The following is a 24,206-nucleotide window of genomic DNA, read 5'->3' as shown; positions in this document are numbered from 1 at the left end:
TGTTAAAACCAAAACAACGAATTTATATAATAAAACGCCGTTTCATTTAACACTGTAACCATATCGCGCAGTTGCCGCCCTGGCGAAAGCGGAGTAAATACACACCAATTTTTAGGCGTATGCCCAGGTCAGCGTGAGCATATTCACGATAATGTTGTGAAATGTGATCTGCATCGAGTGCGGTGGCAGGCCGGCGTAAGCCGGGTAGCCATTATTCGGGGCGGTTCAGGCAGGAGAGGTTAAATTGCTTTTCTGATTTTCATCTGTCGCAGATGGCTAATGGGGCCTTCAACTAACACGTCCTGGCGGAAAATAAGCGTCCTTAACCGGTAATCGATAAACAGATAGCTGAGGGTATCGCATTCAGCCATGCAGAGAACTTCGCCTGCAATGTGTGAAGCCTGTGTCGGAGTGGTTGTCAGCGCAGTCAAAATCAGATGGTCATAGTAGCTGACAGGTTGTGCCAGCAGCTGCCCCTGACGAAAGATGCGTAGCTCAGAAGGGGAAGCCAGTAACTGATGCCAGACAGACTGGGAATGTTCGATTTCTGTCGCTGACAGCCGCGTCCGCTCCTGCCACCACAAGGCCAGCTTTTCGGGTGGAACATTTGCGACTGAACTGACTCCACCGATGGTAGTGACATTAATAATAAAGACTTCGCTCTGTTGCAGTTGCTCCAGCAATGCACTCAGCATCAGCTGCTCGCGGCTGTTATTGCCGACCCAGATGGTGACGCTTTTGCAGCGGTGAAGGCGGCTCAGCAGCAGGGTAGTCAGCTGACGGCGCAGTATGATGTCAGAGCATTCAGGTGCGCAGACGATCTGCCATAAATTTTCCAGCCATGACAATCGTGCAGAAAAAGCCGTGGCATCTGCGATAGGATATAGCGGGCCAAAGGATAAATCATCGGCAAAAACCAGTACGTCATCATCAGGAAACGCAATTCTGATATTTCCTGCCGCAGAGCCTAATGCTGCGATATGGCAATGTTGACTGGCAGACAAAATTTATTTCCTTATACAGAAGATCATGTTGAGGATGATTAAACAAAATCAATGTTTTGGTCAACAAGTTTTCTCGTGGCGATAATAATACTTCTCAACCTACTATTCATTGCCGGTATCAAATTTAACGGCTGATAATAATTAAAAGTACAACTAAAAATAATTTTTTAATATCAGATATGGCTAAATATTTTAGTTTTTATAAATGCAGATGATACGTTTTTGTACAAGGAAATCCAGTAAGATGAGGTTAAGTTACGCGATCTGACACGAAAAGTTAGGTGGCAAGCCGATGATTCTGCTCAGTGACTATGGGGGGAAGCGGTAAGATAACGGGCGAAACGGGTTGATTATCGACACTTATATAGATGTTACTAGAATTTTATAGTTAACAGTTTCACTTGAAATGATTATAACGCACAGTTTTCTGCTGCTAAAAAGCACTAACCGTGAGAACACTTTTTTTTCTGACCCCTACGCACAGGTTAAAGCAGCGTGCTGGATGATGAGTAGTAACCGTCTTTTACCGTCAATTTAACTGAGTTAACATGCAATAATAAACAGATAAGCGATTTCAGTATCAGTAACTATTACAATGAGTTTTCAACAGAATTCTTAATAATTTAGAGAAATGTACCGTTTTAAGCTTCAGGACTTTACTGTTATTAATATTGAAGATGAGATGTTGAAATTTACAACATAAGCCAGCGGAAAAAACAGATTGGTATCCTTATGCGCTACGTTATTTTAAGCGGATTATTGTTGTTGCTGCCCTTCAGTCTGGCTGCGGCTGCACCGCAGTCGATGCAATTATTGCATCGCGAGACGCTGCCGCCGCCAAAACTGGCGCTCAGTGATGCGCAGTGGCGATGGCTGGGAATTAAGCGGGAAATGCGAATTGCCACCTTTACGCCAGATAATCCGCCGTTTGACAGGGTTGCCGATCCGGACCTTTTCGAAGGGATATCTGCCGACTACAGCCTGCTTATCTCGCGCTATCTGGGATTGTCGCTTAAGGTGTTGCGTTATCGCGATCGCGATGCTGCGCTGACGGCACTTCATCAGCAAGATGTTGACCTGGTGCTGGACGACAGCGGCGAGCCGCTGGCGCATAATCAGTCAATAATCAGCACGCAATCATTTATGCCCGATCGCCCAACGCTGGTTTCAGCCACTACGCGGTTTAAACCCGACGCACCGCAAACTGCACCCATCCGCCTGGCACTGGTCGGTGAGTATCATGATAATGCGTGGATTAATCGCCACTATCCGCTGGCAAAAGTTAATCGTTACGCTTCCCTGGAAAGTGCGCTGGCTTCCGTCGCGTTTGGTGAAAACGACTATGCGATTGGCAATCTGACCAGCGTCAGTTTTTTGATTGAGCGCCACTATAATAATGTGCTGGCCATCATTAAATTATTACCACCGCAGGATACCGGTCCGCGTATGTTGCTGCGTAGCGACAATGTTACGTTGAAAAACGCGGTTAATGCCGCGCTGAATGCCATTCCGCCACTTCAACATAAAGCGATTTTCAACCAATGGAGCCATGGGCTGGATCTCTGGCAGCTGAATTCGCCACTGAATCTGACGCCACGTGAAACGCGCTGGATCAGTGAGCAGCGTCAGCTGCGAATTGTCGTCGATGCGGTTAATCCACCCTTTACCATGTTCGATGAGAAAGGACAATTTCACGGTATCTCTGCTGACGTTTTACGCTTTATCAGCCTGCGTACCGGCCTGAATTTTGTGCCGGTAAAGGCCGGATCTGAAGCCACCATGCTGAATGAGGTGCTGGAAGCGAAGGGCGATTTAATGACGGTAATGAACACCAGCCCGCTACAGGAGAAGCCGCTGCTGTTCACCCGGCCTTATCTGTTCCAGCCTTTTGTGCTGGTGGTGCGCGAGCGGTTTAATTCTGATGTTCATTTTTCCAATATCAAGCGGCTGGCGGTTACCGCCGATCACAGCCAGATGGCGTGGCTGGCAGAGCGCTACCCGGAGATTACGCTGATTGAGGCGGCGAATGCCAATGTGGCTTTGCAGATGGTTAATGAGGGGAAAGCCGATGGCGCAGTGCATGATCTGATGGGCGCCCGCTACATGATTGATCACTATTTCCGCGACCAGTTAAAGATTGCGGCCCAGCTGGGCGAGACACCTTCGCGTATTACCTTTGGCGTCAGGCGGGATTTGCCAGAATTGCACAGTATTATCAATAAAGTACTGGCAGATATTCCTCCCCGTGATATTTCGTTGCTGGTAAACAAATGGCAGGCAACGCCTAATGTAAAACTGCAAACCTGGACTCTGTATCGAATGCAGTTCTACTGGCTGGCTGGAATATTTGCCATGGTAGTGATCACTTCGCTGGTGTGGATTTATTATCTGCGGCGCGAAATTCGTGGCCGACTGAAAATGCAGCTTAAGTTGCAGGAACAGGCCACCTTTCATGAAACGCTGTTTAACGGTACGCCAGTACCCGTGTATGTGGTCAATCGTCACAGAGAAATTATTGACCACAACCAGGCGTGGTGCGATTTCTTCCGGCAGGCAGATGTTCGTCTGATTCAGTCATCACTGAAATGGCCGTTACATCCGCTAGCGGCGGTTTATCCACAGCTCTGCCAGGCTCTGGCCCAGAATGCCGGTAGCGGCGATGCGCGACGCTACACAGTATATAACGGGGTTGAAAAAAGGATCATCATTCATCAGGCGGTGCCTTTTTATGATCATGCTCATCAGATCGCCGGGCTGATTTGCAGCTGGCAGGATATTACCGATCATGATGATCTGCTGGCTGCGCTTTCCGTGGCGCGCGAACGTGCCGAGCAGGCTAATCGGGCAAAAAGTATTTTTCTTGCCACTATCAGCCATGAGATCCGTACGCCTGTCAGCGCGATTATTGGCCTGCTGGAGCTGGAGGTGCTGAATCGCGCGCTCAGTGACGATAATCAGCCGGTGCATGTCGCTTATGAATCAGCACAGTCATTACTGGGTTTAATTGGCGATATTCTGGATATGGCCAAAATTGAGTCCGGCAAACTGGAACTGGCACCGGAATGGGTACGTTTTGATCAGATTCTTGCCCCGGTGGCTCGGGTATTTGCTGGCCTGGCGCGCCAGAAAAACCTGATGCTGAGCTGTGAATCCGAAGAGTCATCTGCCGATGATATTTACCTTGATCCGATGCGCTTTCGCCAGGTGCTCTCTAATCTGATCGGCAATGCGATAAAATTTACCGACAGTGGAACGGTTAAGGTGAGACTGAGCTGTGTGCGCGGTGAAAAACAGGATGCAATGCTGGAACTGATGGTAACCGACTCGGGGATGGGGATCACTCTGGAGGAGCAGAAGCGGCTGTTTACCCCATTTGAACAAAGCGAAAGCGGCAAAAAACAGCGTGGTAGCGGGTTGGGGCTGGCAATTTGCCATCAGTTAATCACCATGATGGGGGGGACGATTGCTTTGCACAGTCGGTCTGGATGGGGCACCAGTGTTAAGGTTAGCCTGCCGGTTAGCTGTCGGAATGCGCAGATTAGTCGCGTCACTGAAACGCAGGAAATCGGCGATACGCTGCGGATGCTGAAAATTCTTATCGTGGATGATCATCCGGCTAATCGGTTGTTACTCAAACATCAGCTGGCCCGACTCGGGCATCAGGTGACGGAAGCTAAAGAGGGTGAGCAGGCGTTGCAGGCATGGCGTCGCGACTGTTTTGATTTAATCATTACTGATTGCAGTATGCCGGTGATGGATGGCCTGACGCTGACAAAAAACATCCGGGGTGAACAACAGCATCCGGTAATTATTCTTGGTCTGACGGCGAATGCCCAGCCGGAAGAGCGGGAACGCTGCCTGGCCGCAGGTATGGATTACTGCTTGTTTAAACCCCTGCGGCTCACACAGCTGGACAGGCTGTTACGCTCGATATTCCACAATATCACCATCCGACAGCAGGCCTGTTCACTTGAACAACTGGTGGATATTGCTGCACTGCGCAGCCTGACGCAGCATGATAGCCAATTAATGATGACCTTGCTGCAAACCACTAAAGATGAAAATGAGGATGATGTCCGACAGGCAGATAATTTCTTTAAGCAGCAGGACTGGGAGGGGTTGGCCCACTGCCTGCATCGTCTGGCGGGTGTTGCACAGATAATTGGTGCCAGTCAGGCTGAAAGCGATTGCCGCAGCCTGGAGAGCCGTTGTGAGCAGCGCGATGTACTCGCCATTACCGCAGAGATTAACGGCACACTGAACAGGGTTATTCAGCTCAATCAGGCGATTGAGCAGTATATTAAGCAACAGCAGAACCTGTGATTTCGGCGTTCAGGCTGCTGCTGTCAGTAAAACGTCTGGTACAATCCTGCGCGCATCATTATTAACTGACTGGTTTTGGTGATGCCCAGCTTGCGCATCACGCTACGTTTTTGGCTGCTGATGGTTTTCACGCTGCGCTGAGTCAGACGACCAATTTGGGCCGGGGTTTTACCATCCAGTAAGAAACGCAGGGTGCGGCTTTCTGCCGGGGTCAGACTGGCGGCATTCAGATTAATTTTTTCAGCCTGCTGAAAAAAGCCCGGACTTAACGCATTTTTTCCCATAAAGAAGATACTGTGCAGCAGTTCCGTCACGCTGTCGGTGGGGTCCCGGCGCGATAAAAAACCGTGAATGATAAAGGTCTGGTACATTCTTAATATCGAGCGAGAGAAGTTACGCGTGTAGACGATAAGTTTTATTTCTGGCGCTTTTAAGCGCGTTTCACGCAGAAAAACTTTGGTGCTGGACAGAGAAACGTCGTTATCACAGTCGATAATGATGGCGTTAATTTTTCCTGATGTCATTAAGCATCGGGCATTATCCAGCGAGGCGGCATGATGAAAACGGAGATGATGATAGCCTGACTCTTTTAATAATAACGTTAAGCCGAGGCGTGAGAGGTAACACTCATCAATCAGCAGGATATTGTAGTCGCTTTCCATAAACTTATTTCCTAATGCTGGCGTAACACAGTGGCGGCTTTCCTGGATATTAATAAGCTTTGCGGCATTAATAAAACTCAGTATGGCAATGATGGCGAAGCTAATATACTTAAGAAGATATTGTTTGCCTGCGGTCGTTGTCAGAGTGACATAGGCAATAATGCATTCTGATTTCATGATTTAATAGCAGGTCAGTCGTAAAGTTATGCCATCCTGGTCTGACACTCATGTAGTCCACTTCCTACATGGTGATGTTTAAATAATTAAACGCGTTGCGGATATTTATATTTCAGAAAAGCAGATGTGTCAGTAACAGACTACTGATAAACTATTAATTAACAGCTTCGCGATATAAAGATACAGCCCTGATAGTTATCTGTATCCTGTCGAAAAGCTGTGAGGGGGCAGGATAGCGCCCGGTAACAGCAGATTTTAAGGGAAAAATAATGAGCACAGTGCTGTTGGTTGATGATCATCCCGTTGCGCGCCTGGCCGTGCGTATGTTACTGGAAAACGAAGGCCATGAAGTGATTGCTGAAACGGACAATGGGCTGGATGCGGTTCGCCTGGCGGCCAGTCATCCTCCGGATTTAATTGTGCTGGATATCGATATCCCGGCACTAAACGGGCTGGATGTTATTGAGCGACTGCGTTTAGCGGGATGCGAAGTCAGCATTCTGGTGCTGACCAGTAAAAGTGAGCCACACTATGTCACCCGCTGTATGAACGCCGGTGCCGATGGTTTTGTCAGCAAGAAAAATAACCTCAGCGAATTTACCGATGCTGCACGAGCAGTGCTACGCGGCTATGGCTACTATCCCCGGCGCTCTGGCGCTGCTGCCACTTCCCCGGAGATATTCGACACCCGGTATGAGGTTAAACTGATCGAAAGTCTCTCTAATCAGGAGATGAAAGTGCTGGGCTATTTATCTCGCGGCATGAGTAATATTCAGATTGGTCAAGAAATGAGTATCAGCAATAAGACGGTCAGTACCTACAAACGACGGCTGGCCGATAAAATTGGCGTAAAAAATCAGTTTGAAATGATGGTGTTTGCCCGGCGACATAATCTGGATTAAAAAATAACCAATATAATTAGCCTGATAATTAAATAGTTCTTAAAATAACAAGTAATAAATCATAGGGATACATTGCAGAAACTTTTTCTTAAATGGTTTTTAATCTTTTTTTTGTATTCTTTTATTCGCTAATTATAAGTAAGCGTAAATTCTGTTGCTTAACTATCTGGAAGAAATTAAATTCCCTGCATTAATTAACCAGGGAAATTCTTCAAATGAAAACTAAAATCGCACTTCTTATTCTTGCCGCATCTGTATCTGGCTCCGCATTAGCGAAAGATGTAAAAGAGTGTCAGGCAGTTGACCAGAAACAAATCGAAGCACTGTTTGATCGCTGGAATGAATCATTGCAAACCGGTAACGCACAGACAGTGGCGGATAACTATCTTTCCGACGCCGTTCTGTTGCCAACCGTTTCAAACCACGTGCGCTTGACTGACGCAGAACGTAAGGATTATTTCGAACATTTCCTGCAGAAGAAACCGTTCGGTAAAATTGATACCCGTACCATTCGCATCGGCTGTAATAAAGCAATTGACGCAGGAACGTATACTTTCACCTTTAAAGATAATACCAGCGTCTCTGCCCGCTATACCTTTACTTATGCGTTTGATGGCAAACAATGGCTGATCTCAACTCACCATTCCTCTGCAATGCCGGAAACGAAATAATTGATTAACAGGGAAGTTAATTGTCCTTAGCAAATAAAAAAGAGTCGCTCTGTTGAGCGGCTCTTTTTTTTAGATTGTCAGTGAGAGCATCAGGTACTTGAGCGAATCTCCAGTTTATAACTGAGATTCTGCACCGCGTTTTCGTCGGCAGGGGAGGCGATCATGGTGCTGATGGCGTTTCCTATCTGTACGCCAAGCTTCTGATAGTTGATCTGCATAGCGGTAAGGGCGGGATAGCTGTGTTCACAATTTTCTGAACCTTCAAGGCAGGCGACGGCCAAATCATAGGGCACTTTAAGCATCCGTCGCTGACATTCATACAGTACGCCATAAGCAATTTCGTCATGGCTGCAAATAACCGCATCAATATCCGGATAAGTCTGCAGCAGCTCACCGATCGCATAGCGGCCCAGTTTAAAATCCGGCGCTTCCGGCACGGTGATTTTCATATCAGCATGGTGGTAGTGCGAAAGTAACGCTTTACTCCAGCCATTGATTTGCTGTTTCTGCAGGCGATTAACAGTATGGGCACCAATAAAAGCGATGTTTTTGTAACCCTTTTCCAGTAGATGACAGGTTAGTTTTTCGCCAGCTTCTGACATGGCGAAATTAAACGTCAAGTCGGCAGCGAACGGTTCGGCGCTACAAATATTGATCGTCAGAACGCCACTGTTCTGGATAAGTGCCTGGGTCTGTGATGAGAGTTGCGCGCCAAACAGGATCAGTGCCGCCGGGCGATGCTGCAACAGTTTCTCCACCACTTTGCTTTCGCTATGCTGATTATATTCATGGCAGGCCTGGATTAGCTGAAATTGACGTTTGCTCAGGGTATCCTGCAGTGCGCCGAGGAAGGCAATGCTGGGTTTATCATTAAAGAACGGATAGAGCACCGCCACGCTATTCTGAAAGGTAGCGAGCGCTGAGGCATGCTGTTGCGAAACGTAACCCAACTCATCAACCGCCGCGAGAATCTTTTTCAGCGACTCTTCGGAAACCTGCGTCGGATCGCGCAGCGCGCGCGACACGGTCATTGGGCCAACACCGGCATGCTGTGCCACGTCCTGAAGCGTGACTTTGGCCTTACCGCCTACCAGTTCGCTGGCATCAGTATTAGGCTGATAACCCAGCGTGACAGCGGCTTGTTCCACTTTAACGCGCAGCTTTTCAGACACCTGGTCGGGATTACGCATTACCCGGGAAACCGTCATGGTTCCTACACCAACATAGTTAGCGATATCCTGGAGTGTTACCCGACCACTGCTGCGACGCTTGCTCATGTCAATCTCCTGCAATGACGGCTAATTCCCGCGAAGCTAAACTGATGGGTATATAACGCCATGAAAATGTATTATTTTTATATCAACTGATGCTATTCCTTAGCATCGATAAGTTTGCATCAATTGTACCCAGGGCAACAACAGGTTTACAGTCAAACGATAGACAGATCACAATTGATGATAATTATAACTGTTAGCGATACCAATTTTGACAACCATCACATTTTTGCGCCGCCTGTTACTTTAGTCTGCTGGCAGATTAATAAAAAACAGGTATCGGCCAATGTTGAATCAATTACTCACATCAGAAACCGTACAAATCCTTGAAAGTTGCCAGGACTGGCGTGATGCAGTCGCCAAATCTTGTCAGCCTCTGCTGCTCAGCAAGGCCATTGAGCCATCTTATATTGATGCGATTTATCGTTCACATGAAGCGATTGGCCCTTATTACGTGGTGGGGCCGGGCATTGCCATGCCGCACGCGCGGCCTGAAGAGGGCGTTAATCGCTTGTCGCTTTGTTTAACGCTGATAAAAGACGGGGTGACATTTAATTCAGAAGGAAATGATCCGGTTAAGTTGTTGATTGTACTGGCTGCAACTGACAGTAACAGTCATATCGAGATTATTTCCAGTCTGGCGCAGCTTTTTGATAATGACCAGCATGTACAAGCCATTATGGCGGCTACCAATAAAGAACAAATTTTATCCATCCTTGCCAACTATTAATCATTACTACGGGAAAAAAAATCATGAAAATCACAGTCGTATGCGGTAACGGTCTCGGCACCAGCTTAATGATGGAAATGAGTATTAAATCTATCGTAAAAGATTTAGGCGTGGCGGCAGAAGTGGACCACGTGGATCTAGGCTCAGCCAAGGGCACACCGAGTGATATTTTTGTCGGAACTAAAGATATTGCTGATCAGCTGGTGGCGCAGAACGTGGCGGGAAAAATCGTCTCGTTGAATAACATGGTGGATAAAGTGGCGATGAAAGAACGTTTATCTGTCGCACTGACTGAACTTGGCGCGTTATAAAAATAACTGCTGGAGGTCAAAATGGAATTTTTCCGTTTTTTGATGAGTGATGTACTGGCTGAGCCCTCGATATTAGTCGGTCTGATTGCGCTTATTGGTCTGATTGCGCAAAAAAAGCCAGTGACAGAATGTATTAAAGGCACGGTTAAAACCGTCATGGGTTTTGTTATTCTCGGCGCCGGTGCTGGATTAATCGTCTCTTCTCTGGGCGACTTTGCGGTGATATTCCATCACGCGTTCGGCATTGCCGGAGTGGTGCCAAATAACGAAGCGATTGTTGCCGTTGCGCAGAAGAGTTTCGGCACCGAGATGGCGATGATTATGTTCTTCGCTATGGTGATAAACATTGCAATTGCGCGCTTTACGCCACTGAAATTTATCTTCCTGACCGGGCACCACACGCTCTTTATGTCGATGATGGTGGCGGTTATTCTGGCGACTGCCGGCTTGCAAGGCGCCACGCTGATTGCCGTTGGATCGATTGTGGTGGGGCTTGCAATGGTGATCTCACCGGCGATTATTCATCCTTATATGAAAAAAGTTACCGGTTCGGATGATGTCGCTTTCGGCCATTTTTCGGCAATTTCTCAACTTCTTTCGGCATTTATTGGCAGCAAGTTCGGCAATAAAGAGAAATCCACGGAAGATATGGATGTTCCGAAAAGCCTGCTGTTTCTGCGCGATACGCCGGTTGCCATTGCCTTCACCATGTTCTTTATCTTTATTGTTACTTGTCTGGTGGCCGGTCCGTCGGCGGTAAAAGAGATGAACGCCGGTGGTAAGAACTGGTTTATGTTTTCTCTGATGCAATCCATTACCTTTGCTGCAGGTGTCTATATCGTGCTGCAGGGCGTAAGAATGGTGATTGCTGAGATTGTTCCGGCATTTAAAGGTATCTCTGACAAACTGGTACCGAACGCCAAGCCGGCGCTCGATTGTCCGGTAGTGTTTCCCTATGCACCGAATGCCGTACTGGTCGGCTTCCTCAGCAGCTTTGCGGCCGGCGTGCTCGGTATGTTTCTGCTGTACGCGTTGAATATGACGGTGATTATTCCGGGCGTGGTGCCGCACTTCTTTGTCGGCGCGGCGGCTGGGGTATTCGGCAACGCCACTGGCGGCAGACGCGGTGCGATTCTGGGTTCATTTGCCAATGGCTTGCTGATCACTTTCCTGCCGGTGTTCCTGTTGCCGGTTCTGGGCAGTATTGGTCTGGCGAATACGACCTTCAGTGACTCAGATTTTGGTGTTATCGGGATCCTGCTCGGACTGATTGTCCGCTAAGCTATCGGAGATAAACGATGGAATTTTATTTAGATACGGCAGATGTCGCTGAGGTGAAACGCCTGGCGGCGGTGTTACCGATTAAAGGTGTCACTACCAATCCCAGCATTGTCGCGCGCGGTAAGCGCGACATTACTAGTGTACTCGAGGAACTGGCATCGTTGCTGCCGGCTGACAGCACGCTGTTTGCCCAGGTCATTGCCAGAGAACCGGCAGCGATGGTGGAAGAGGCGCTAAAACTGCGGGAGGTGATTCCTGAGCTGGTAGTAAAAGTGCCGGTAACGCACAACGGGCTTAACGCCATTAAGCAACTGACTCAGCTCAATATTCCGACTTTGGGCACGGCGGTCTACGGTGCGGGGCAGGGTTTCTTTGCTGCGCTGGCCGGAGCCAGTTATATCGCGCCTTATGTGAATCGCATTGACAGCCAGGGCGGTGATGGCATTGGGCTGGTCACCGAGCTACAGAAACTGATCGGCCTGCATTGCCCTGACAGCAAAGTGCTGGCAGCCAGTTTCCGTACTCCGCGTCAGGTGCTTGACTGCATGCTGGCAGGTTGTCAGGCGATTACCGTTGACCCGCAGGTAGCAGAGATGTTTTTACTGGATCCGGCAGTCGATGATGCCCTGAAACGTTTCGACCACGACTGGTCAGCGGCGTTTGGTACTCTGGCGCTGTAATCAGTGAATGCGCTTAGCCGTTGAGGTTATCGCGCAGCGTTTCCAGTTGTTGTTTCAACTCTTGCAGGGTCCCGGCATCACAGGCCGCCGCACAATGTATCGATTCCGGAATCGTCGTGGCTTGCTGGCGCAACTGGCGACCCTGCTCACTTAATGTTACCACCACCTGGCGTTCGTCCTGTCTTGAGCGCTGGCGGTGGAGCATGCCAGCCGCTTCAAGGCGCTTCAGCAGCGGCGTCAGCGTAGCGGAATCAAGAAACAGACGTTCACCGATCTCTGAAACCGTCACATCATCCTTCTCCCACAGCACCATCATCACCAGATATTGCGGATAGGTCAGTTCAAGTTTTGCCAGTAGCTGCCGGTAAAGTTTGTGCAGCGCCAGATTGGCGGAATAGAGGGCAAAGCAGAGCTGTTGATCCAACAGCAGCGGGGCTTCATCCGGGTTTGAATTATTTGTAGGTGTTGTCATAGCTGAAAATATAGGTAGGGCACTACCTGATTGCAAGCGAATTTCCTCGTTGTGCGCTGGCTGGCTGCTGCGGGGAGATAAGGAGCGACAATAACGCCGCCCCTTGTGCAGATAAGAGGCTTCGCAGCCCGAAAATTATGACTGACGCTTATCTTCAGTGCGCAGCTCGAAATCGCTGGCATCGTGGCGTTCGTGCAGCTGTTGCGAGAGCTCGCCGGTGGTGCGGTTGACGATGCGACCACGCTGTACCGCCGGGCGTTGTTCAATTTCTTTTGCCCAGCGTTGCAGGTGGGTATACGACGCCGCATCAATAAATTCGGCGGCTTCATACAGCCCGCCCAATACCAGGTTGCCATACCACGGCCAGATTGCGATATCAGCGATCGAATAATCTTCTCCCGCAATATAACGATGCTCAGCCAGCTGACGATTCAGCACATCCAGCTGGCGCTTGGCTTCCATCGTAAAGCGATTAACCGCGTATTCGATCTTCTCTGGCGCGTAGTGATAGAAATGGCCGAAACCACCGCCCAGATAAGGTGCAGAGCCTTGCAGCCAGAACAGCCAGTTGAGCACTTCAGTACGCGCTGCCGGGTTTTTCGGGACAAAGTGCCCGAACTTCTCTGCCAGATACAGCAGGATGGCACCAGATTCGAAAACGCGCGTTGGCGGATTGGTCGAGCAGTCAAGCAGTGCCGGGATTTTGGAGTTCGGGTTCACATCAACAAAGCCGCTGGAGAACTGGTCGCCTTCGCCGATGCGAATCAGATGCGCATCATATTCTGCGCCACTGACATTCAGCGCCAGCAGCTCTTCCAGCAGAATCGTCACTTTCTGACCGTTAGGCGTGCCCAGCGAATAGAGCTGTAGCGGATGTTTACCTGAGGGTAGTGCGGACTCATGCGTCGGTCCGGCAATCGGACGATTGATACTGGACCAGTTGCCGCCGTCCTGTTGGTTCCAGCTCCAGACTTTAGGAGGCTGATAGTTATTTTCCGCCATGATAATGACCTGCCTTTGCTGAGAGTTGAGTGTTTTTCCGTGTTTGAGTGTAGCACTCTGGCATCAGCAGATTTAACCGCATGAGGGATTGGCAGTAGCGGTAGTGGTAGGGTCGCAGGACAGTGCTTAAAGATGAAAAAATTTAACCTCGCCGACGCTGTCACATCCTTTTACATGAATAATCAAAATGATTATACTTCTCATTCGCTTTACTGGTCATTCACTCCAAAAGATTCCAAAAAACACCAGTAAGCAGTGGTGATAGCTACAGGGAAATACGCTGAGATGCGCAGCGCTGTTATGGCAGAAATCGTTACTGCCACAGGGAAAACCTGACCGAATGCGTGACGTTTCTGTAGCCAGAAACGGCGGCAGCGGTCGTCCAGATAATTAAAAATAATAAAGTGTTTTAAGGGTGAATAATGTTTTTTGCTTCAGGCAGTAACAGGATAAATCTCGTCAGCGCTTGCGCGTTGGTCAACGTCAACCCGCCATCCCTTTCGCTACTTGCAGTGCTTGTCGCCACTGCTTTACCGCTACCTTATGCCACGGCAGCGGAAACCACGCCAAAAAAAGAAGAAACCTTAACGGTGGATGCCGTCACTGCCGATGAAGCCAGCCCCGAGAATAGCGATTACAATCCGCCGCTCACTCGTGCCGGAACAAAAATGTTGCTGACCGCGCGCGATACGCCACAGTCGGTCAGTATTATCAGCCAGCAGCGCATGGAAGATCAGCAACTGCAGACGCTGGGTGAAGTGCTGAAAAATACCACCGGCGTGACGGAAAAAGTGGCGGACTCTGACCGCAGCACGTTCTATTCCCGTGGTTTTTTAATTGATAATTATATGGTCGATGGCATTCCGACCCAGTTTGAAGAACGCTGGAATTTAGGTGACGCGCTTTCCGATACTGCCATTTATGAACGTATTGAAGTGGTGCGCGGTGCCACCGGCCTGATGACCGGCGCTGGTAATCCGTCGGCTTCGGTAAACATGGTGCGTAAGCATGCCAACAGCCGTGAATTTGTCGGGAATGTTTCCGCCAGTTACGGTAGCTGGGATAAACAGCGTTATGTTGCCGATCTGTCCGCACCTTTGAGCGAATCAGGTGATGTGCGTGGACGTGTGGTTGCCGGGTATCAGGATAATGACAGCTGGATCGACCGTTATAACAGTAAGAAGAAATTCCTTTATGGCATCATTGATGCTGACCTGACGGATTCGACCACCCTGTCGCTGGGCTATGACTATCAGGAAACTAACGTTAATAACCCAACCTGGGGCGGCATGCCACGCTGGTATAGTGACGGCAGCAAAACCCATTATGACCGCAGCTTTAGTACCGCGCCTGACTGGGCATTCAGTGATAAAACGTCGAAAAAAGTCTTCGCCAGCCTGAAACAAAGTTTTGATAATGGTTGGCAGTTCACGGTTAACGGTGCCCACACCGAAGTCGATTTCGACAGTAAAATGCTCTATATCGACGGCTACTTCGATAAAACTACCGGTATTGGCGTTAGCCCGTATGCTAATTATCCGGTGGTCGGTGGAACCGGCTGGAACTCCGGTAAGCGTAAGGTTAATGCAGTTGATGCTTTTGCCTCTGGTCCTTATGAACTGCTGGGGCGTCAGCATGAACTGATGGCGGGTGTCAGCTACAGCCAGCAGAAGAACCGCTACGTTAACTCTTGGGCCAACCTTAGCCCGGAAGATGTGGGTGATTTCAATAACTGGAACAGCCATTATCCTGAGACCGCGTGGGGCGAGCAGAACGTTGCACAGGATGATACGATCCATCAAAAATCCGCTTATATTGCTACCCGCGTCTCGCTGGCGGACCCGTTGCATCTGATTGTCGGCGCGCGCTACACCAGGTGGAGCACCAGCACTATGACGGTGGATATGGAGAAAAATAATATCTCTCCTTATACCGGCCTGATTTACGACATCAATGATACCTGGTCCGCTTATGCCAGCTACACCTCAATCTTCAACCCGCAGTCGTATCGTGACATCAACGGCAGCTATCTCTCTCCGGTTACCGGCAAAAACTACGAGACCGGTGTGAAAGCGGACTGGCTGAACAGTCGTCTGACCACCTCGCTGGCGGTGTTCCGTATTGAGCAGGATAACGTGGCGCAAAGCACCGGATCGATTATTCCGGGCACCAACGACACGGCTTACTATGGTGCTCAGGGTACCGTCAGCAAAGGCATTGAATTCGAAATCAACGGCGCGGTGACTGATAATCTGCAAATGACGTTCGGCGCCACGCGCTATGTTGCTGAAGATAACCAGGGAGAAGCGGTTAATCCAACGCTGCCGCGTACCACGCTGAAACTGTTTACCAGCTATCGTTTGCCAATGCTGCAGGATCTTACCGTTGGCGGCGGGGTCAACTGGCAGACCCACGTATGGGATCATGTTGAAGGCCCGGATGGCAACGGCACCTTGTATGCCGAGCAGGGTAGCTATGCACTGGTTAGCCTGTTCAGCCGCTATCAGGTGACGAAACAGCTGTCGGTGCAGGCCAACGTCAACAACCTGTTCGACAAAACTTACGATACTTCGGTAAGCCGTTCAGTGATTTACGGCGCGCCACGTAATCTGTCGGTAACGGCCAACTACAGCTTCTGATGTTAAATCGGGTGCCTTAAGGATAAGGCATCCGATCCTGATTTTACTTCTCTTTATTCAACTGCTGCATGGCTATACAACCTAATCATCTGCCGCCGACGACTAACCGGCGGTGATTCTCCCTGCTGGAGTGGCCTGGCCCGGCTATCTGGGGCAATTCGGTCTCAAACGCATGTTTTCCCTGGAAGAACGGGAAGAAACAGCCAGGCTGTTGATGCAGGGCAGTAAAAATCTCAGTCACTTAGCGATGACAATGCCGCTGAGCTATATAAAGTGTTTCCACCCACTGTTAATCCTGCTTACCTCCCCCTACAGAATGGCAAAAGGACAAAACAATGAAAAAACGACTTTATGCGGGTGCATTACTGTCAATAATGACGCTGGCCGCTGCGGCTCAGGCGCAGAGTCTGGTATATGTTTCTAACGCTGAAAGCGGCACGGTGACTGGCTATCAGCTGGACAAAGCGAATAAAACACTGATCCCGATCGGCACGTTCCCGGCCGGAGATAACGCGATGTCTTCGGTGGTGTCGCCGGATAACAAAATGCTCTACGTCTCGGTACGCAGCAAGCCTTATCACGTGGTGGCGTATCATATTCAGCCGGATGGCAAGCTGGAGAAGGCCGGGCAGACAACGCTGCCGGAGAGCATGGCTTATCTCTCTCTCGATAAGCAGGGGAAATTTCTACTGAGCGCCTCCTACGGTGGTGATCTGTTCAGTATCAACCGTATCGGCAGCAATGGGCTGGTGGAGGAAAAACCGGTACAGGTTGTTCATACCGGCAAGCGCGCCCACGCGATCCAGGTTGATCCCACTAATCATTATCTTTATGTCACGCTGCTTGGGGCCGATCAGCTGCTGCAATACCATTTTGATGCGGTAACCGGCAAAGTGACGCCGAACGATCCACCGTTTATCAATATTCAGGATGAAGCCGCCACCGGCCCGCGACATTTCGTGATGGCTCCGCAGCCGGATCGGCAGGGCAAACGCAATATGTATGTTCTGACCGAGATGGCCGGCAATATTACTCGCCTGACGCTGAATAAAGACGGCACCGCCACTGAAGCAGAAGCGGTCAGTTCGGTCTCACCTGACGAAGATATGCAGCGCGGCGAAGCACAGCCGCTGAACGGTGATAAGCTGCCGCCGTCAAACAAGCCGCGTATCTGGCAGGCCGATATTCATATCACTCCGAATGGTCGCTTTCTGTATTCTACCGAGCGCACCAGCAGCACGTTGACCTCGTTTTCTGTCGATACCAGTGATGGCCATCTGACACGACTTGCCAGTATCAAAACCGAACAGCAGCCGCGTGGTTTTGCTATTGATAACAGTGGTCGCTTTTTGGTCGAGTCCGGGCAGAAATCCGATCGGCTTTCCCTCTACACCATTAACGACTCGACTGGTGCACTGACGCTGGTTGGCCGCTATCCCACCGGCAAAGGGGCAAACTGGATCTCGCTGGTTGAGCAGTAACGTCAGGCGACGATCCGCAGCAGTCGGTAGTGGATCGCAACTGTCAGAGCCACGATCATCCTAATCTGTTGAAATGGCGGAGTGCTTACTCCGGCGCTCCGCCATTTCAGGTTAACAGACCCTGGTCAGCACCTTCTCCCCTTGCGAGAAAGCCAGCAGGTTTTCAAATACCAGATCGGCCATCGCCTGCATGGTTTCATCAGTGCTGCTGGCAATATGTGGCGTCACCACCACATTATCGCGCTGCAACAGCGCCGCCGGTACTGACGGTTCATGTTCAAATACGTCCAGCGCGGCTCCGGCAATGGTGCCACTATCCAGCGCGGCAATCAGCGCCTGTTCATCCACCACGCTACCGCGTGCAATATTTATCAGATAGCCTTTAGCGCCCAGCGCCTGCAACACCTCCGCATTAACCAAATGGTGTGTCTCCGCGCCGCCGGGCAGCGTCAGCACCAGAAAGTCGGATTGCTGCGCCAGAGACAGCAGTGAGTCGTGACGCGTCCACGGCACCTGCGGGCGCGAGCGGGGATTGTAGTAGTGAATATCCATATCAAAGGCTTCGGCGCGACGCGCCAGCTCACGACCAATACTGCCAAGCCCGAGGATACCACACACCTTTCCACCTGGTTTGGTGGCGGGCGCAAAGCGCCCCTGTGACTGCCAGTTACCGGCGCGGGTATAGCGGTCGGCTTCGTTGATGCGGCGGGCAATATTCAGCAGCAGCGCCATGCCAAGGTCGGCAACGCAGGAGTTAAGCACCGTGGGCGTATTGGTCACCACAATCCCTCTGGCCTGCGCCGCAGCGATATCGATAGCATCGTAACCAACGCCATTGCTGCAAATCACTTTCAGATTGGGCAAGCGTGCGATTAGCCCGGCGGATGCCCCCATTTGCGGATTGCCGCTGGTTAGAATGGCGTCGATATCCGGACCAACCTCTCGCAGCAGCGCCTCGGGATCGGCCGCTTCCCATAAGCGATAAGTGGTGAACTGCTGATCCACATTGTTGAGCAGACGCTGTGGCAGGTGTGGACCTTTAATCAGTACCTTAAACTGTTTTAATGCCATGTTGGTTTCCTTGTTGCTGATACGCAGACTCTGCCGACGGTTGCTCTTCGCCGACACGTTCAATCGGGCCCATTACAAACAGGAACAGCAGCGCGGCAACCACACAGTGCGCGCCGACAAAAATCAGCCCGATGCCATAACTGCCGGTTAGCGCGACAATCACGCCGAACAGGATGGGAGTAGTAAAACCGGCAATATTGCCGAAGCCGTTAAAGAATGCGCCAGCCAGCCCGACGGCTTCTTTTGGTGCGGTATCAGCGATAATCGCCCAGGTGCCGGCACCGGCTGCCACACCCTTGCCGTAAAAGGCAAAAGACATCACCGCAATAATCCAGAAATTGCTGTTAAGCCCGGCGGCAATAATCAGCGAGGCCGCCATCAGCATACCGACGATATAAGGGGTTTTACGCGCCCACGACAGGCTCCAGCCGCGCTGTATTAGCCGGTCAGAAATAAAGCCGCCGGATATCGAGCCGAGGAAGCCAAATAATGCCGGAGCGACGGTAGCAAAGCCGGCATCAAGAATATTCATGCCGCGTGCCTGCACCAGATAAATCGGGAACCAGGTGATAAAGAAATAACTCAGTGCAATAACGCAGTACTGGCCAATATAAGCGCACCACAGCATGCGGTTGGTTAACAGTTTTTTCACCAGCTGACGTGAGACGCGGGGTTTGGCTTTTCGCTCCTGCAGTGAATCGATCTCCACCAGGCCGCCACCGTCGACGATATGGCGCAGTTCCCGTGCAGAAACGCCAGGATGTTTACGTGGTTCATTCATATATCCGAGCCAGAACAGCAGGGCGATAAGCCCGATGGCTCCCAGCACAAAGAACGGCCATTCCCAGCCATAGCGGGAAACCAGCCAGCCCGACAGCGGCGAGAAAATGGCGACGGCAAAATACTGCGCTGAACTGAACAGCGATGAGGCCCGGCCACGTTCGGCGCTGGGAAACCACATAATAGTGACGCGGGCATTGGCCGGAAAGCTTGGCGCTTCAATCAGGCCAAGGGCAAATCGCAGGCCGAACATCAGCATCAGCGCGCCACTTAGCCCGCTGGCAAACTCGCCGATAAATCCCATCGCCAGAGTCGCCAGCGACCACAGGCCCAGCGTGATGCCATAGACCTTTTTGGTGCCAAAACGATCAAGAAACAATCCTCCGGGGATCTGACCGATCACATAGGCCCAGCTAAAGGCAGACAATACAAACCCCAGCTGTATAGCCGATAGCCCAAACTCATCTTTCATCGCCGAGCCGGACATGGAAAGGATTGAGCGATCGGCATAGGCCACGGCGGAGAGCAGCAGAATCAGCATTAATATCCAGATCCTGACATAGCTGTTTTTTCTTGCTAACTGATTGGTCAACATAACGCGGACTCCTTAAATTGCAGGCAGGGCTTATGGACTGGTCATCGTCAGGAATACCGCATACGTTCCTTTTGTTAACGAAATATAGTTAGCATGTTAATGATTGGTCATTGTGCGAATGGTGAAATTATTGGCGTATTTCATTCGGATATCTGGAGATAGTTACAACGGGCTTTGCGGTGACGCACAAATTGAGTAAAAGAGACGGGTGAGTTTTGTGGAGTGTGCGGTGGGTGGAAGTTTTATACATGAAGTTCTGTCTGACAGGAGATTTAAACTGCGGCATGCTGCTCAGAGCGTGTGAAAATCATTGAGGATGACGATCCACAGTGCAGTATGTCGCCGGGCCATCATCGATACACCCAGGATGATTAATCTTCATATTTAACGTGTTACGACAGGTGTTTCAGTGGCTGAATCTGAACATTTGCTTTGCCACATCCCTGACCGTACACCTGATCATGAAGATAGCTCATGTTCAGTGAAATTAAATCACTTTTCCTCAATCAATGACTCAGGCATAAAAGAGACACTGTTATTCACTATAGCTATATGAAGACGACTGAAAGAAACCCGCAAGCCCTGAAAAGCAAGCAATAAGATCAGGTTTTAAATCAGAAGTCAGGGTGTCAGATTACAATGAAAAAAGAATTCACATTTGCTATTAAGAGCATTCGTTTCGACGAAAATTATAATCCCTCGAAAAACACGCGCATCACTACCAACTTTGCTAATTTGGCAAGGGGTGAGAAACGCCAGGATAACTTACGCAACACCCTGGTGATGATTGACAATCGTTTCAACTCATTGGCACATTGGGATAACCCCAAGGGAGATCGCTATTCTGTCGAGCTTGAAATCATTACTGCCCAGCTGAATGTTAATGTCGAAGGCAGGGACGATACCTTCCCGGTGATTGAAATATTAAAAACGAATATCGTTGATAAAAAAACCAACCAACGCATTGAAGGCATTGTAGGAAATAATTTTTCCTCATACGTGCGAGATTATGATTTTAGCGTTTTACTGCCAGAACACAATAATAATCAACCCAAGTTTAGTCTGCCGGATAACTTTGGTGAATTACATGGCAATATTTTTAAATGCTTCATTAACTCAGATGTTTATAAAGCGAACTTTAAAAAAAATCCGGTTATATGCCTGAGTGTTTCTAGTAAGAATGTCTATTACCGTACGGGTAATCAACATCCTGTATTAGGCGTCGAATATCAGCAGGATGTACCTTCTTTGACTGATGAGTATTTCGCAAAAATGGGATTGCGGGCTCGCTATTTCATGCCTGAAAACAGTGTTGCGCCATTGGCTTTTTATTTTACTGGCGATTTACTTACTGATTACACCGATCTTGAGCTTATCAGTACCATCAGCACGATGGAGACGTTCCAAAAAATTTATCGGCCTGAAATTTATAATGCTAATTCCGCAGCAGGAAAACAGTATCAGCCTAGTCTGAATTTCCAGGATTATTCTTTAACCCGAATTGTTTATGACAGAGAAGAACGTAGCCAGTTGGCGGTTGAGCAGGGGAAGTTTACTGAAGAACACTTCATCAAACCCTACCAAACGGTTCTTGAACAATGGTCTGCTCATTCCGTTCTTTGATTAGTCAAAAATACAAGGTCATCTATTATGAAAAAATTATTACCCACTTCAACCGCTGGCAGTTTACCGAAGCCCTCATGGCTCGCACAACCTGAGACACTTTGGTCACCGTGGAAATTAGAAGGTCAGGAATTAATTGACGGCAGACAAGATGCTCTGCGTCTGTGCCTGGAAGATCAGCAACAAGCTGGTATTGATATTGTCAGTGATGGCGAGCAAACGCGTCAACATTTTGTCACGACGTTTATTGAGCACCTCAGCGGAGTGGATTTCGAAAAGCGTGAGACGGTTAAAATTCGTAATCGTTACGAAGCGAGCGTGCCGACAGTGGTTGGCCCTGTGAGCCGTCAAAAGTCTGTTTTTGTTGAAGATGCCAAATTTTTACGTCAGCAAACCAGCCAACCTATTAAATGGGCTCTGCCTGGGCCGATGACGATGATCGATACGCTTTATGATAATCACTATAAAAGTCGCGAAAAACTCGCCTGGGAATTCGCTAAAATTCTCAATGAAGAAGCCAAAGAATTAGAGGCCGTCGGCGTCGATATTATCCAGTTTGATGAGCCAGCATTTAATGTGTTCTTTGATGAGGTAAATGACTGGGGAATTGCCACGTTAGAAAGAGCTATTGAAGGGCTTAAATGTGAAACCGCTGTGCATATTTGCTACGGCTATGGCATCAAAGCCAATACCGACTGGAAAAAAACGCTGGGTACAGAGTGGCGCCAATATGAAGAGATTTTTCCAAAACTGCAAAAATCTAATATCGATATCATTTCACTGGAATGTCAAAACTCCCATGTTCCGATGGAACTGATGGAGCTGATCCGGGGTAAAAAGGTGATGGTTGGCGCTATTGACGTGGCAACCAATACCGTTGAGACGCCAGAGGAAGTCGCGGCTACGCTGCGAAAAGCCCTGCAGTTTGTCGACGCCGACAAGCTTTATCCTTGCACCAACTGCGGCATGATTCCTTTACCTCGTGGAGTCGCAAGAGGCAAGCTGGATGCCTTAAGCGCAGGTGCTGAAATCGTCAGAAAAGAGCTGCTGGCTAAATAACGTCGCTGGATATACGAGCGGTTAAACAGAACGCTGTCTGGGTTGAGCGATCGGATCGATCGCCTACTACCCCAGACCCTTAACCGGACTGAGCGATAACGGCCATCGCGGCAATAAAGTGAATCCTTAACGGTGAAATCAGGGTAATAAAAAACCCGCACCAGGCGGGTTCATTTTATTATCAGCGCTTAACTGCTCAGACTATTGTCTTCATCGCTATTGTAAGCGTCACTGATAATTAGCGCGTCTTACAGCGCTGTGACGTTTCCAGCCGCAGGGCCTTTAGCGCCATTTTCAATGGTGAAGGAGACCTGCTGACCTTCATCAAGTGTTTTGTAGTTGTCACTCTGGATAGCAGAGAAATGGACAAATACGTCCTTACTGCCGTCGTTCGGAGTGATAAAGCCAAAACCTTTATCAGAATTAAACCATTTTACTAAACCAGTCATTTTATTAGACATAGATACTTCCTTAATTAATGAGCCACTAAGAGCGGCGATGATGGCCTGTATTTAGAGTTACTTATTTGGCACTTAGGAGGAGGCTCACGAAGAAGGGTATCTGTGGATAACACCTGAACTGAGGACTGCTTTACTAAAACTGCTTTCATAAGGTCTGTATTCCAAACCGATGGCGTTATTAAGACATAGAGATATTATTTTAGCAAGGTTTATGTTTTTTATTTTAACCGCTTAAACATTCAGATGGCTGTACGGCTGCTAAAGTCAAGGCGGATGCAAGCTACGACAACAGCAGGCGCTCACCCCTCAATATTAATCATTAAGACTTATTTAAAGAATAATAAAATAGCGTTTTTCAATTCTGGTTACTGGAGGAAGTATGGAAAGTCTGTTTGTTTATGGAATTGGGACCTGGCCGTCCCAATTCTCATATTCTGGAAATTATTGGTGGCTGATGGCTGATGGCTGATGGCTGAAGGGGCAGGTCGGCATTCAACCCGAGGTCAGTTCATGACTTTCAGCCAGCAGATCGTGGATCTCTTTCTGCGATAACGGACCTGAAAGCACTATGCTTATCCAGTGCTCTTTATTCATATGGTAAGCCGGTAAAATCCCGTCCTTTTTGCGCAAAGACCCACTGTGTTCTGGCCTGACCTTAACCTCAAGAACATCGACTACCTCATCGGTCTTGAGACCCAGTCTGGAGCCAGGCACATTCATTACCAGCCCGAACCACTTTCCACCATTATGGTGGCGCAGAACTGCATAGCCAGGGAGATTGCGCCATAAAAATTCTGGCTCGGACTTATAGTGTTCACGGGCATATTTAAACAGCGTTTCTCTTTTCATAGTGATTATCTGTCTTGAGGTAATTTCTGAATGTATGCAGGCTGGGTTTCCGATAAGTACATAGGGTAGCTGCGGGTTCCGTAAAATCAATCTAATCTGCGACTTCATATGCAGCCTGGTGGTGATCAATCTACAAGGTATTCAGGGCGATGAGAGTCG

General features: G+C 49.2%; 20 protein-coding genes. 11 read left to right on the top strand and 9 right to left on the bottom strand.

Annotated elements, in window-relative coordinates:
* Positions 1 to 239: 239 nt before the first annotated feature.
* Positions 240 to 1,004, bottom strand: coding sequence for a DUF1835 domain-containing protein (locus tag RIN69_RS20305; RefSeq protein WP_313854145.1), 765 nt, complete (start codon positions 1,002 to 1,004; stop codon positions 240 to 242).
* A 732-nt stretch (positions 1,005 to 1,736) separates the two neighbouring features.
* Between RIN69_RS20305 and RIN69_RS20300 the strand changes: the two genes are divergently transcribed.
* Positions 1,737 to 5,327: a response regulator gene (locus RIN69_RS20300; RefSeq protein ID WP_313854143.1), complete on the top strand. Its 3,591-nt coding sequence runs from the start codon at positions 1,737 to 1,739 to the stop codon at positions 5,325 to 5,327.
* Between the two features lie 23 nt (positions 5,328 to 5,350).
* Here RIN69_RS20300 and RIN69_RS20295 read toward each other — a convergent pair whose 3' ends face one another.
* The gene (locus RIN69_RS20295) at positions 5,351 to 6,166 is read right to left on the bottom strand and encodes a LuxR C-terminal-related transcriptional regulator (protein WP_313854140.1); all 816 of its coding nucleotides are present in this window, start codon (positions 6,164 to 6,166) and stop codon (positions 5,351 to 5,353) included.
* A gap of 269 nt (positions 6,167 to 6,435) precedes the next feature.
* On the opposite strand from RIN69_RS20295, the gene RIN69_RS20290 reads away from it, so the two are divergent.
* Both RIN69_RS20290 and RIN69_RS20285 read left to right on the top strand, forming a co-directional pair.
* On the top strand, positions 6,436 to 7,068 hold the full coding sequence (locus RIN69_RS20290) for a response regulator (RefSeq protein WP_313854138.1): 633 nt from the start codon (positions 6,436 to 6,438) through the stop codon (positions 7,066 to 7,068).
* Positions 7,069 to 7,283: 215 nt separating this feature from the next.
* A complete protein-coding gene (locus tag RIN69_RS20285; RefSeq protein ID WP_313854136.1) occupies positions 7,284 to 7,739 on the top strand; it encodes an SgcJ/EcaC family oxidoreductase in 456 nt (151 codons plus the stop codon).
* 89 nt (positions 7,740 to 7,828) lie between these two features.
* Here RIN69_RS20285 and RIN69_RS20280 read toward each other — a convergent pair whose 3' ends face one another.
* On the bottom strand, positions 7,829 to 9,016 hold the full coding sequence (locus tag RIN69_RS20280; RefSeq protein WP_313854134.1) for a LacI family DNA-binding transcriptional regulator: 1,188 nt from the start codon (positions 9,014 to 9,016) through the stop codon (positions 7,829 to 7,831).
* Positions 9,017 to 9,299: 283 nt separating this feature from the next.
* Here RIN69_RS20280 and RIN69_RS20275 point away from each other — a divergent pair, with 283 nt between their 5' ends.
* Genes RIN69_RS20275 through fsa form a run of 4 tightly spaced genes read left to right on the top strand, consistent with a single transcriptional unit; the run spans position 9,300 to position 12,015 of the window.
* Complete coding sequence (locus RIN69_RS20275; protein WP_313854132.1) at positions 9,300 to 9,743, top strand: PTS sugar transporter subunit IIA; 444 nt, start codon at positions 9,300 to 9,302, stop codon at positions 9,741 to 9,743.
* A 23-nt stretch (positions 9,744 to 9,766) separates the two neighbouring features.
* Positions 9,767 to 10,054, top strand: coding sequence for a PTS sugar transporter subunit IIB (locus RIN69_RS20270; RefSeq protein WP_313854131.1), 288 nt, complete (start codon positions 9,767 to 9,769; stop codon positions 10,052 to 10,054).
* Positions 10,055 to 10,075: 21 nt separating this feature from the next.
* Positions 10,076 to 11,335, top strand: a complete 1,260-nt coding sequence (locus RIN69_RS20265) for a PTS ascorbate transporter subunit IIC (protein WP_313854129.1) — start codon at positions 10,076 to 10,078, stop codon at positions 11,333 to 11,335.
* A gap of 17 nt (positions 11,336 to 11,352) precedes the next feature.
* Positions 11,353 to 12,015 carry a fructose-6-phosphate aldolase gene (gene fsa / locus RIN69_RS20260; protein WP_313854127.1) on the top strand — a complete coding sequence of 221 codons (663 nt, stop codon included), beginning with the start codon at positions 11,353 to 11,355 and terminating at the stop codon, positions 12,013 to 12,015.
* Positions 12,016 to 12,028: 13 nt separating this feature from the next.
* Here the strand turns inward: fsa and RIN69_RS20255 are convergent, their stop codons facing one another.
* Both RIN69_RS20255 and yghU read right to left on the bottom strand, forming a co-directional pair.
* Positions 12,029 to 12,487 carry a MarR family winged helix-turn-helix transcriptional regulator gene (locus tag RIN69_RS20255; RefSeq protein ID WP_313854124.1) on the bottom strand — a complete coding sequence of 153 codons (459 nt, stop codon included), beginning with the start codon at positions 12,485 to 12,487 and terminating at the stop codon, positions 12,029 to 12,031.
* A 135-nt stretch (positions 12,488 to 12,622) separates the two neighbouring features.
* Positions 12,623 to 13,489: a glutathione-dependent disulfide-bond oxidoreductase gene (yghU, locus tag RIN69_RS20250; RefSeq protein ID WP_313854122.1), complete on the bottom strand. Its 867-nt coding sequence runs from the start codon at positions 13,487 to 13,489 to the stop codon at positions 12,623 to 12,625.
* A gap of 422 nt (positions 13,490 to 13,911) precedes the next feature.
* Here yghU and fhuE point away from each other — a divergent pair, with 422 nt between their 5' ends.
* Together fhuE and RIN69_RS20240 are read left to right on the top strand one after the other, a co-directional pair.
* Positions 13,912 to 16,128, top strand: a complete 2,217-nt coding sequence (fhuE, locus tag RIN69_RS20245) for a ferric-rhodotorulic acid/ferric-coprogen receptor FhuE (protein WP_313854121.1) — start codon at positions 13,912 to 13,914, stop codon at positions 16,126 to 16,128.
* Between the two features lie 335 nt (positions 16,129 to 16,463).
* Positions 16,464 to 17,609: a lactonase family protein gene (locus RIN69_RS20240; protein WP_313854118.1), complete on the top strand. Its 1,146-nt coding sequence runs from the start codon at positions 16,464 to 16,466 to the stop codon at positions 17,607 to 17,609.
* A 111-nt stretch (positions 17,610 to 17,720) separates the two neighbouring features.
* Here the strand turns inward: RIN69_RS20240 and RIN69_RS20235 are convergent, their stop codons facing one another.
* Together RIN69_RS20235 and RIN69_RS20230 are read right to left on the bottom strand one after the other, a co-directional pair.
* Entirely contained in the window at positions 17,721 to 18,680 is a 960-nt protein-coding gene (locus RIN69_RS20235) for a 2-hydroxyacid dehydrogenase (protein ID WP_313854117.1), read from the bottom strand.
* Positions 18,661 to 20,055: an MFS transporter gene (locus RIN69_RS20230; protein ID WP_313854116.1), complete on the bottom strand. Its 1,395-nt coding sequence runs from the start codon at positions 20,053 to 20,055 to the stop codon at positions 18,661 to 18,663. The genes RIN69_RS20235 and RIN69_RS20230 overlap by 20 nt, the downstream gene beginning before the upstream one ends.
* Before the next feature lie 639 nt (positions 20,056 to 20,694).
* Here RIN69_RS20230 and RIN69_RS20225 point away from each other — a divergent pair.
* Together RIN69_RS20225 and RIN69_RS20220 are read left to right on the top strand one after the other, a co-directional pair.
* Positions 20,695 to 21,678 carry a DUF1852 domain-containing protein gene (locus RIN69_RS20225; RefSeq protein WP_313854115.1) on the top strand — a complete coding sequence of 328 codons (984 nt, stop codon included), beginning with the start codon at positions 20,695 to 20,697 and terminating at the stop codon, positions 21,676 to 21,678.
* Positions 21,679 to 21,705: 27 nt separating this feature from the next.
* Positions 21,706 to 22,737, top strand: a complete 1,032-nt coding sequence (locus tag RIN69_RS20220) for a methionine synthase (protein WP_313854112.1) — start codon at positions 21,706 to 21,708, stop codon at positions 22,735 to 22,737.
* A 248-nt stretch (positions 22,738 to 22,985) separates the two neighbouring features.
* Here RIN69_RS20220 and cspE read toward each other — a convergent pair whose 3' ends face one another.
* The gene (gene cspE / locus RIN69_RS20215; protein ID WP_313854110.1) at positions 22,986 to 23,198 is read right to left on the bottom strand and encodes a transcription antiterminator/RNA stability regulator CspE; all 213 of its coding nucleotides are present in this window, start codon (positions 23,196 to 23,198) and stop codon (positions 22,986 to 22,988) included.
* Between the two features lie 492 nt (positions 23,199 to 23,690).
* The gene (locus RIN69_RS20210) at positions 23,691 to 24,047 is read right to left on the bottom strand and encodes an MmcQ/YjbR family DNA-binding protein (RefSeq protein WP_313854109.1); all 357 of its coding nucleotides are present in this window, start codon (positions 24,045 to 24,047) and stop codon (positions 23,691 to 23,693) included.
* Between the last annotated feature and the right edge of the window lie 159 nt (positions 24,048 to 24,206).

Origin of the sequence: Winslowiella toletana (assembly GCF_032164335.1) — a bacterium.
GTDB lineage: Bacteria > Pseudomonadota > Gammaproteobacteria > Enterobacterales > Enterobacteriaceae > Erwinia > Erwinia toletana_A.
The sequence above is the reverse complement of the archived record's forward strand: the minus strand, read 5'-3'. Positions and strand labels throughout refer to the sequence as shown.